General features: G+C 62.3%; 5 protein-coding genes, 3 tRNA genes and 1 pseudogene. 3 read left to right on the plus strand and 6 right to left on the minus strand.

The genetic code is table 11. From position 1 onward, the window contains the following. Nucleotides 1-441: 441 nt before the first annotated feature. From Q0216_RS10445 to glnA, 5 genes are all read right to left on the minus strand, one after another. Nucleotides 442-513: transfer RNA gene (locus tag Q0216_RS10445), tRNA-Val, on the minus strand. A gap of 24 nt (nucleotides 514-537) precedes the next feature. Continuing rightward, nucleotides 538-608 (minus strand) — tRNA-Cys (locus Q0216_RS10450). Between the two features lie 47 nt (nucleotides 609-655). After that, nucleotides 656-728, minus strand: a tRNA-Gly gene (locus Q0216_RS10455). Nucleotides 729-1,103: 375 nt separating this feature from the next. Continuing rightward, nucleotides 1,104-4,448 carry a bifunctional [glutamine synthetase] adenylyltransferase/[glutamine synthetase]-adenylyl-L-tyrosine phosphorylase gene (locus Q0216_RS10460; RefSeq protein ID WP_298595275.1) on the minus strand — a complete coding sequence of 1,115 codons (3,345 nt, stop codon included), beginning with the start codon at nucleotides 4,446-4,448 and terminating at the stop codon, nucleotides 1,104-1,106. A gap of 246 nt (nucleotides 4,449-4,694) precedes the next feature. Next, nucleotides 4,695-6,035 carry a type I glutamate--ammonia ligase gene (glnA, locus tag Q0216_RS10465; RefSeq protein ID WP_298595278.1) on the minus strand — a complete coding sequence of 447 codons (1,341 nt, stop codon included), beginning with the start codon at nucleotides 6,033-6,035 and terminating at the stop codon, nucleotides 4,695-4,697. A gap of 319 nt (nucleotides 6,036-6,354) precedes the next feature. Between glnA and Q0216_RS10470 the strand changes: the two genes are divergently transcribed. Beyond that, nucleotides 6,355-8,172, plus strand: coding sequence for a geranylgeranyl pyrophosphate synthase (locus Q0216_RS10470; RefSeq protein ID WP_298595280.1), 1,818 nt, complete (start codon nucleotides 6,355-6,357; stop codon nucleotides 8,170-8,172). Nucleotides 8,173-8,225: 53 nt separating this feature from the next. Continuing rightward, nucleotides 8,226-9,140 (plus strand): 3-methyl-2-oxobutanoate hydroxymethyltransferase, encoded by a 915-nt coding sequence (gene panB / locus Q0216_RS10475; protein ID WP_298595283.1) that lies wholly within the window; start codon nucleotides 8,226-8,228, stop codon nucleotides 9,138-9,140. 138 nt (nucleotides 9,141-9,278) lie between these two features. On the opposite strand, the gene Q0216_RS10480 is transcribed toward panB, so the two are convergent. Beyond that, nucleotides 9,279-9,536: a hypothetical protein gene (locus Q0216_RS10480; RefSeq protein ID WP_366139836.1), complete on the minus strand. Its 258-nt coding sequence runs from the start codon at nucleotides 9,534-9,536 to the stop codon at nucleotides 9,279-9,281. Between the two features lie 245 nt (nucleotides 9,537-9,781). Between Q0216_RS10480 and Q0216_RS10485 the strand changes: the two are divergent. Continuing rightward, nucleotides 9,782-9,927: pseudogene (locus Q0216_RS10485) on the plus strand (type I methionyl aminopeptidase); the annotation flags it as partial.

Here is a 9,927-nt window from a genome sequence, read left to right on the forward strand (position 1 = left end):
AAAGGCTGAGAAGGCGACAGCCCCCTCCCCCTTCCAGTTCGTTATGCCGGTATTGCGCACCCAAGCCCCGCGCTTACTGAACCGGGGCCAAGTGTTTCACCTACGAGGCGGAGGGACGGTGTCCTCCGTCGTGACATCGGAGATGCTGAGCGGTGCGAGCGTCGCCAAACAGGCTTGGCGGAGCCAGCAAAAGGCTGAGAAGGCGACAGCCCCCTCCCCTCCAGTTCGTTATGCCGGTATCGCGCACCCAAGCCCCGCACTTACTGAACCGGGGCTAGGTGTCTTGCTTAGAGAGTGGAGGGGTGGTGTCCTCCGCAGTGACATCAGGGTGCCTGAAGCGAAGCGAGGGCGGGTTCCCTGTAGGAACAAGGAGGACGCCCCCCAAGGAACTGAAAAGTTAAACACAAAAGCCCTTAGCTCGAAAGCTAAGGGCTTTATCTGTGCGCGATACTGGGATCGAACCAGTGACCTCTTCCGTGTCAGGGAAGCGCGCTACCGCTGCGCCAATCGCGCTCACAAAACAGTTGTTTTGTTGCGAGGTGAGGACGGGATTCGAACCCGCGTACACGGCTTTGCAGGCCGCTGCCTAACCACTCGACCACCTCACCGCATACGCTCCACGAGGGAACGCGTTCGAACTCTTGGAGTCCTTACGAGCGGTTGACGAGACTTGAACTCGCGACATCCACCTTGGCAAGGTGGTGCTCTACCAACTGAGCTACAACCGCATATCAGCGTATTCAATTTGAATCATTCCGAGGAGTTTTTCGCTCCGTCGTGCTGACAGGTAAATACTATACGGGGTTTTTGAGTGTTTGCCAAATCTTTTACTAGACACCCTGTGTTCCGCGTGTTTCCGGGGTAAAGCGGGGTATTTTGCGTCTTTTTTGGGACATGCGGGCAAAATTTATTTTCATGGTGCCAGTCACATTTTCGGGGTTTTGGGGATGGTTGCTGTTCCCGCGCGGGCTGCGGCGGGCACACGATGTCCGCTGAGTATCCACGAAATTTTTCAGAAGAGAACGAAAAGGAGGGGCGGGGATCCAGGTTCCCCACCCCTCCCCTATAAAAACCGCGTCCGCTAAAACGCTTGGCTCATGGTTCTAGAGTTCTTCGAAGAAGAGTCGCTCGTAGACCTTGCGAGCGTTACGGGTTTGGCGCAGGTAGTCCTCTTCGAGGGCGCGTGCACTGCCGGCGGGGTATCCGCACCAGCGGGCAATCGCCTCCAAATCGTCACGACCTGAGGGCAAAGTATCCGACTGGCGTACGCCGCGCAGTACGTTGCCGCCGCGAATCTTCGTGGCGAGCAGCCAGGCGCCGCTGAGGATTTCAGCGTCCGCAGCCTCGACCAGTCCCGCCTCAACCGCCGCGTCCAGCGCCTTCAGGGTGGAGGTGGTGCGCAGCCCCGGCACGGCGTGCGCGTGGCGCAGCTGCACGAGCTGGACCAGCCATTCCACGTCGGAGAGTCCGCCGCGGCCGAGCTTGAGCTGGCGGGTGCGGTCGGCACCGTGCGGCATGCGCTCGTTCTCAACGCGCGCCTTCATGCGACGAATCTGCTGTACCTGTTCGGGCGTGAAAGTTGCCGGGTAGCGGTACGGGTCGATGAGCTCCACGAAAGCCTCACCGAGCTCCTCGTCGCCGGCGATGGGGCGGGCGCGGGTGAGCGCCTGGAATTCCCAGGTTTCCGCCCAGCGTTCGTAGTAGGAGCGGTAGGAGTCCAGCGAGCGCACGATAGCGCCCTGTTTACCTTCGGGGCGCAGGTCGGCGTCCACTTCGAGGGGCCGTTCGGCGCGGATGGCGGGCTTGACGGGCTGCTTGAGGAGCGCCAGGGTGCGGTTCACGATGCGTGCGGCCTGTTCCTGTGCGGCGTCTTCGTCGGCACCGTCGAGGGGTTCGTGGACGAACATGACGTCCGCGTCGGAGCCGAAGCCGTTCTCGGCGCCGCCGAGGCGGCCCATGCCGATGACGGCGATGCGGGTGAGCAGCTTCTCCCCCGCAGCCTCCTCAGCTTTGGCAGGTTCGGCACCTTCCGGCGCCGTCTGGAGTTCACGCAGGGCAATCTGTAGCGCCGCGCCGATCGTGCACTCGTCGATGGCGGCAAGACCGGCGCAGGTGTCCTCAATGTCAACGATGCCCAGGGCCCAGCCCATGGCGGTGCGCAGGGTTTCGCGGCGGCGCAGGTAGCGCACGGCGCGCATCGCCTCGGCGGCATCCTCGTGGCGTGCCAGCAGGGAGGAAATCTCGGAGGCGAGCGCCTCCTCCCCCAGCGGTTTGAGGTCGGCAACCTTGTCCAGCCAGGCGATGGAGGCGGAGGCGTCCTCGAGCAGGTCGGTCATGAGGCGCGAGCTGGAGAGCAGCTGGCTGAGGCGTTCGGCGGCTGCGGGTGAGTCGCGGAGCATGCGCAGGTACCAGCTGGTGCTGCCGAGCGATTCGGAGACGATGCGGAATCCGAGCAGGCCGGCGTCCGCGTCCACGCCGCGGGCGAACCAGCCCAGTAGCACGGGCATGAGGTGACGCTGAATGTCTGCGCTGCGGGAAAGTCCCGTGGTGAGTGCCTTGATGTGGCGCATGGCGCCGCGCGGGTCGCGGTAGCCGAGGGCGGCCAGACGGTCCTGTGCCGCCTGTTCGCTGAGCACCACTTCGTCGCGGCTGAGCGTGGAAACGGCGGCAAGCAGCGGGCGGAAGAAGATTCGCTCGTGCAGTGAACGGACGTTCCGTTTAATTTTCTGCCAGGCTTTGAGCATCTGCTCGGCGGAGAGCGTGCCGTTGCGTTCCGGGGAGAGGATTGAGCGGGCGAGGGCGCGCTGTTCGGCGTCCTTCTCGGGCATCAGGTGGGTGCGGCGCAGCTGCTGCAGCTGGATGCGGTGCTCGAGCACGCGTAGCTTCTTGTAGTCGCGACTGAATGCTTCGGCGTCGGTGCGGCTAATGTAGCTGACGGCGGTCAGCGCCGCCAGGGAATCGACGGTTGACTTGGTGCGCACGGCGGGGTCGGTTCGGCCGTGCACGAGTTGCAGCAACTGCACGGTGAACTCAATATCGCGCAGACCGCCCGGGCCCAGCTTAATCTGGCGGTCCACCTGGTGCGCGGGAATATTGTCGGTCACGCGGGCGCGCATCGCCTGCACGGATTCCACGAAGGATTCACGGGCGGCGGACTCCCACACGAAGGGGTCGATTGCGCGGGCGTAGCGGGCGCCCAGCTGCGCCGAACCGGCGATGGGGCGCGCCTTGAGTAGCGCCTGGAACTCCCAGTTTTCGGCCCAGCGCTTGTAGTACTGAACGTAGGATTCGACGGTGCGAACGAGCGGGCCGTCCTTACCCTCGGGGCGCAGGTTCGCGTCGACTTCCCAGAGGGCGGGTTCGGGTGCGGGGCCCATGATGGCGCGGGTGAGGGCGTGCACGAGTTCCGTGCCGATGGTGGAACATTCGTTCTCGGTGAGCTTGAGCGGGGTGCTCTCCCCCTCTGCCCCGGTATTAGGCGTGGCGGCGGGTTCCACGGGCGCAACCACGTACACCACATCAACGTCAGAGATGTAGTTCAGCTCGCGGGCACCGCACTTACCCATGCCGATAATCGCCAGATCCAGGGCATCTACGGCTTCGCCTCGGCGAGGCGAAGCCAGGCCGGGGCCGAGCCCCTCCGCAACTTCGGTGCGGGCAATGGCGAGCGCACCCTCCAGCGCGGCGGCGGCAAGATCGGCGAGGTGACGACCGATGGTGGGCATCATTTCGACCGGGTCTTCACAGCACACGTCGAGCAGGGCGATGCGCGCCAGGGCGGCGCGGTAGGCAACGCGCAGGGTCACGTAGCCGTCTTTGCCGGTCTGCTCGGCGGCAGCGCGCGGACGCTCCGCGTGGGGGTCGGCTCCGAGGGCGGTGAGGATATCGCGGCGGTAGGGGGTGTCCAGCGGTGCGATGGGGGTCAGGAATTCCCCGTCGGTTTCCGGCAGGATCGACGCCGGGTGTTGGGAGCGAATCAGCGCGCTCTCAGCCGGGTACACCTGCGTGTCGAAGAGCGGGTCAATGTGCTCGGGGCGGCGGTAGAGAAAATCGCCAATCGCCTGGGATGCACCGAGCAGGCGGTACATGCCGAATTCTTCTTCGCCGCGGTTGGCGCGCTCGGCGACCGCCGGGTGCTTCTCGATGAGGCGCACGAGGGAGGGCAGGGCAATATCCGGTGAGGGCGCGAGGCGCAGCCCGGCAAAGAGCGCATCCTGCGAGACGTGCTTCAGTTCGGGTGCGTTAAGCCAGCGTTCTGCCTTGGACGGGTCGTAGAAGCCGGTGGCAATCATGCGGGTGCGCAGGCGCAGCTGGGCTTTGCGTTCGGCTTCGGCGCGCTGCTCGTCGTCAAGTGCGTCGGGGGCGATGTCGGTCAGCGGTTTGGGTTCTTTGGCGGGGTCGATAATGCGGATGAGCCCGGTGGCCGGGTAGTGGGAGCTGTCAGTCATGGCGTGAGAACTGTGGGGTAGAGAACTGTGGATTGAGAGTAGATCCGTGGAGTGGAGAGCAGGGGTGGAGAGTAAAGATTTCGGCGGTTAAAAATTCAGCGGTAAAAGTTTGCGGTGAACGGTGAAGCTGATAGGTGCAATTGATAGACCTGTGGGCGGTACCCGCCGGCGTGTTACCGGTAGCGGGTACCGCCCTGAGGCTGTCAGCGCTCACTCATCGTACGAGGAGGTGAGAGAAACCAGCCGTTAGAGGATTCCGAGGTTGTGCTTGAGCTCGTAGGGGGTCACCTGAGCCTGGTACTGGTCCCAGTCGGCGCGCTTATTGCGCAGGAACTGCTCGAAGACCTGCTCGCCCAGAACCTCCGCCATGAACTCGGATTCTTCGGTGATGTTGATGGCTTCACGCAGGGATGCGGGCAGCGGGTTGTAGCCCATGGCGCGGCGTTCGGCGTTGGTCATGGCGGCGAGGTCCTCGGTCACGGCGGGCATGAGCGGGTACTCGTTTTCGATGCCCTTCAGACCGGCTGCGAGAATCACCGCGTACGCCAGGTACGGGTTCGATGCCGAGTCCAGGCCGCGGTACTCGATGCGTGCGGACTGCATCTTGTTCGGCTTGTACAGGGGCACGCGCACGAGCGCGGAACGGTTGTTGTGGCCCCAAGAGACGTAGGAGGGTGCCTCGCCACCGCCCCAGAGGCGCTTGTAGGAGTTGATGAACTGGTTGGTGACCGCGGTGAATTCGGGGGCGTGCTTGAGCACACCGGCGATGAAGTGGCGTGCGGTCTTGGACAGCTGGTATTCGGCACCGGCTTCGAAGAATGCGTTGGTGTCGCCTTCAAAGAGGGAAAAGTGGGTGTGCATGCCGCTGCCGGCGTACTTGGTGAAGGGCTTGGGCATGAAGGTTGCGTACATGCCGAGCGAGTAGGCGACTTCCTTGATGACGGTGCGGAAGGTCATGACGTTGTCGGCGGTCTGCAGGGCGTCGGCGTGGCGCAGGTCGATTTCGTTCTGGCCGGGGCCGGTTTCGTGGTGGCTGAATTCGACGGAGATGCCGACTTCTTCGAGCATGGTCACTGCCTTGCGGCGGAAGTCCTGCACGATGCCGCCGGGGGTGTGGTCGAAGTAGGATTCGTGGTCCACGGGCACGGGGAATCCGTCAGCACCGAGCTTGGAAGATTCGAGCAGGTAGAACTCAATTTCGGGCGAGGTGTAGCAGGTGAAGCCCATCTCCGCAGCCTTGTTGAGCACGCGCTTGAGTACACCGCGGGTGTCGGAGGCGCTGATTTCGCCGTCGGGGGTGAGCACGTCACAGAACATGCGGGAGGTGATATCTTCCTCGCCGCGCCAGGGCAGGATCTGGAAGGTGGAGGGGTCCGGCTGCAGCAGCATATCGGATTCGTAGATGCGGGAGAAACCCTCAATCGAGGAGCCGTCAAAGCCCAAGCCCTCGTCGAAGGCGCTTTCTACCTCAGCCGGTGCGAGCGCAACGGATTTGAGGGTGCCGACCACGTCGGTGAACCAGAGGCGGATGAAGCGGATGTCGCGCTCTTCGATGGTGCGCAGTACGAATTCCTGTTGGCGGTCCATGAGTTGCCCTCTCGCTTGGGGTGCCGGTGCGTCGGGGGCGCATCCTTGCGGGGCGCGAGCACCGGGCGTCTGTTCCTTGTCCCTCTAGCCTATCGGGTTCTGCTGTGTGGCGGGTGGGTGGGAGGTTTCGTTTGTGTAAATTCTCGCTCTTGTTCTCACTCTTGCGCGGCGGTAGCTCAGATTTTGGGCTGTGCCGGGGGGGTAACGCTCCCCCGCTTTTTCTGCGGTGTGGGTTTCGCGCAGATGCCAAACAGGTTCAGATACTTGGCAGATGACGGTTCGCGGGGCGTGTTCGGGGTCGCCTTGCGATAATGGGGGTATGCTACATTCCATTCTTCTTCCCTCGACCGTACAGCTTCCGCTGGCGTCCAGCATTGTTGCCGCTGATCCTACCGGTTTAGAGTGGCTGCTGCTTATTGCGGCGCCGGTTGTTTTCTGTATTGTCTACCTGGCGTGCATTATGGCGATTGCGGCGTTTGGTCCGCTGGTCATGAGGAACAATAAGTCGGGTGGCGCGACCTACTTGCTGGACCGCCCCTCCCGCGTGGCGTTTAGGACTCGCACCGTGGCGCTCTTTGCTGTGGTGGGTGCGTTTGTGGAGCTTCTTTGGCTCGGTTATACGGGTCGTGTGGGGTCGATTGCGGTCATTCCGATTCTGCTCTTCACGTGGTCGTGGAAGTTCGCGTTCTTCTTCCTGCCGCTGCAGCTGATTCGTGCCTGGTATGTGCACGCAACGCGCGGCAAGTACGATTCTCTCTCCGCGGAGGGTACTCAGCGCCGTGAGAAGCTGAACCGTAAGAGCGCCTACGAGGTGTCGAAGATGATGCAGCGTGAGCCGCAGCAGTTCGCGATGAGCAAGGAGCTGCATACGCTGGCGCGCGGTCAGAAGATTGCGGGCGTGCGTCCGTTCCAGAACCTTGACGAGGCGGGCAAGAAGCGCCGCACGAACTACACGGTGGAGTTGGCTGTGGCGCTCATGCAGGCGCGCGCCATGAACCCCGGCAAGCTTCCTTCGGAGGCGTTCGGCGAGGGCATCCTGGGTATGGGTGCCGGCATGACGTCTGATCGGGCGGTGGAGCAGACCTGGTTGACGCTGTGCACGGAGCGCGTCAACGCGCCGGATGCGCCGAACTACCCGGATTCGCTGTACCCGGTGGCGGCTCGTTTTTCGCTGTTTACCACGATGTCGCTGTTGCAGCCGGTGATGGGTCGCCCCTACTCGCCGTTTACCGCGCCGGATGCGCGCCGTTTTGTTCCGCGTGATTTCTCGGCGGATACCGTGCTGTTGAAGACTGAGGAGCTGGGCAAGAAGGCTCTGGCGCAGAGCGCAATTTTCCGTCAGCTTCATGAGCGTCTTCTGCCGTTGCATCAGCAGCAGCCTCAGCTGGTGGATGGCCGCGCCCTGGCGTATTGCGGTGCCCTGCTGGTAAGCGTGGCGAAGGCGGAGGCGGAGAGCCAGCGGTTGACGCACCAGATTCTAGCGACGGCGGCTTCGGAGCGCGGCATCCTGTCCTATGGTTTGTTCTCGCAGATTGCTGAGGATTATCAGTGCGTTCAGCGTCTGCTGAATCTGATGGTGAAGGCGACCGCCGACATTGAGCGTTTTATCAACGCGGTGGAGGCGCTGGTGCAGGTGCATTCTGGTCCGGTTCAGCCCTCCGGTATTGCGTACGAGAAGGTACAGATGGAGTACATCGCTGCTCTTCTGGACGTTATTGTCTTCTCTTCGCACGCCCCGCTTGCCGGTTCAATTCAGGCGTCGTACGCCCTGCTGAAGGCTGACTATGAGGCGTTTACGTTCAACACCACCGATGAGTTGAGCCGCAGCTACTGGCTGCAGTACGCGAAGAACGCGGTGAGCGCCTGCGATACGGGTCTATCCCAGGGATACGAGGGTTTCTTCGGCTCTGACGATGCGGCGAAGAAGGCGTGGGAGTCCTACGCGGAGGACGTCGTGCAGGAAGTCTGCACCTACTCGATCACCCAACTCTACTGGGATGCGCTGGTGCAGCAGGCGCTCATTCAGCGCGATCTGCCGCGCGAGTTTGAGGATGCTTCCTCCGCTATTCCGGAGCTGATGAATAAGAACGCCGCTGCGTCGTTCCCGACCTACTACATTAACCTCATCTGGAATTAGCTTCGGGTGAGCGGTACGCCAGGTCGGAGCCGTGCAGGGTTAGAATAGTCAGCATGACTACTGAGCGTTCTTCCGAGATCTCTTCGCCCTACGCGGCACAGCCTGCCGCTACTCCCGCGACTGCTTCTGCATCCGCATTGGCACAGAAGCCTTTTGACCTGGACACCGTCAAGAAGGTTCGCACTGTTCACCTGGCGCAGGCTAAGGCGACCGGGCAGAAGTTCTCCATGCTGACCTGCTATGACGCCCTGACCGCGCAGATTTTTGATCGCGCGGGCATCGACATGCTGCTGGTTGGCGATTCTGCGGCGAATGTGGTGCTCGGTTACGAGTCGACCCTGACCATTACCCTGGATGAGATGATTCCGCTGGTTGCGGCGGTTTCTCGCGGCGCTTCCCGCGCCATGGTGGTTGCCGATCTGCCGTTTGGTTCGTACGAGCAGTCCCCGCAGCAGGCGGTGGCGAGCGCTGTTCGCCTGATGAAGGAGGGCGGCGCGCACGCGGTCAAGATTGAGGCGGATGCTTCGATGGCCGAGTGGGTTTGTGCCCTGGTGCGTACCGGTATTCCGGTGGTGGCGCATGTTGGTTTCACCCCGCAGTCGGAGCATGCCCTGGGCGGTTTCCGTGTGCAGGGCCGCGGCGATGCCTCTGAGCGTGTTCGTGAGGATGCGGTGGCGCTGGCTGAGGCTGGCGCGTTCTGCGTGCTCATGGAAATGGTGACTACCCAGACTGCGCAGCTGGTGGATGATGCTGTGGGCGCTGTGCCCACTATCGGTATTGGTGCGTCGAATGTGACGACCGGTCAGGTGCTGGTGTGGCAGGACATGATGGGTGTTCGTGCCGGTCGCGTGCCGCGTTTTGTGAAGCAGTTTGCGCAGGTTGGCCAGGTCATGGAGGACGCTGCGCGTGCTTATCGTGAGCAGGTTCGTTCGGGTGAGTTCCCGGCGGCTGAGCACACCTTTGAGTAGGCTTTAGGCTGAGAAGAAAGCTGTACAAGCTCTAGAAGAAAGACCCCCGTATCCGGTGCTTCCGGGTGCGGGGATCTTCTGTGTCTCAAACGTTTTGTGGTGTTGGTAGCCTCAAACAACGCCGGGAGCGCTAGTTCTTTAGTTCCAGTCGCTGTCCTTGTCCCAAGCTTCGTTGCGTTCGCGGGCGCGGTCCATGGCGTGTGCCGCCTCCTCGTAGGTTTTGAAGGGGCCCCACAGGGAGGTGACGGCGCTCTGCTGGCCGCGCTCCACCTCGCCGGTTTTGAGGTTGTACCAGTACTCTTCGGGATGCGGGCTGGTGGCTTCGGTCGCGGAGTTCAGGGTCTTTTCGACCGCCGATTCGATGGCTTCGCTCAGGCGGTTTTTCTTCTCGCTCATGGGTTCTCCTTTGACGGTGCGGGGCTGGTGTTTCTAGCTTCTCACGCACATAGGTTCGTGGCAACGAGGCGGGCGGAGCTTTTCACGGTCCTCCTCCCCTCTCCTATATTCCGCCCGCGCAGTTTTACAGTGAGCGTGCATGAAATTTTATTCACAATCTGGGAAAAAGGTACGGCTTATGTATCCGCCGCTTTTTAGCGCCCCCGCAAGGGACACAACCCGCCCGCGCCCGGTAAGATGAAACTATGTCTTCAACCAAAAAGAATACTTCGCATAATCTTCCCGCAGAGCCCGGTCGCGCACCCGTCGGTTGCCTGACCCCCGGACGCGTCACCCCCATGCGCCTGGTCCCCTCGCACATTGTTCGTCCCGAGTACGTGGGTAAGCCCAC

Origin of the sequence: uncultured Rothia sp. (assembly GCF_937976295.1) — a bacterium.
GTDB lineage: Bacteria > Actinomycetota > Actinomycetes > Actinomycetales > Micrococcaceae > Rothia.

Excerpts from the sequence above, each read along its gene's own strand:
- Q0216_RS10470 (WP_298595280.1), top strand. The coding sequence starts at position 6,355 with ATGCTACATTCCATTCTTCTTCCCTCGACCGTACAGCTTCCGCTGGCG.
- glnA (WP_298595278.1), bottom strand. The coding sequence starts at position 6,035 with ATGGACCGCCAACAGGAATTCGTACTGCGCACCATCGAAGAGCGCGAC.
- Q0216_RS10460 (WP_298595275.1), bottom strand. The coding sequence starts at position 4,448 with ATGACTGACAGCTCCCACTACCCGGCCACCGGGCTCATCCGCATTATC.
- panB (WP_298595283.1), top strand. The coding sequence starts at position 8,226 with ATGACTACTGAGCGTTCTTCCGAGATCTCTTCGCCCTACGCGGCACAG.
- Q0216_RS10480 (WP_366139836.1), bottom strand. The coding sequence starts at position 9,536 with ATGAGCGAGAAGAAAAACCGCCTGAGCGAAGCCATCGAATCGGCGGTC.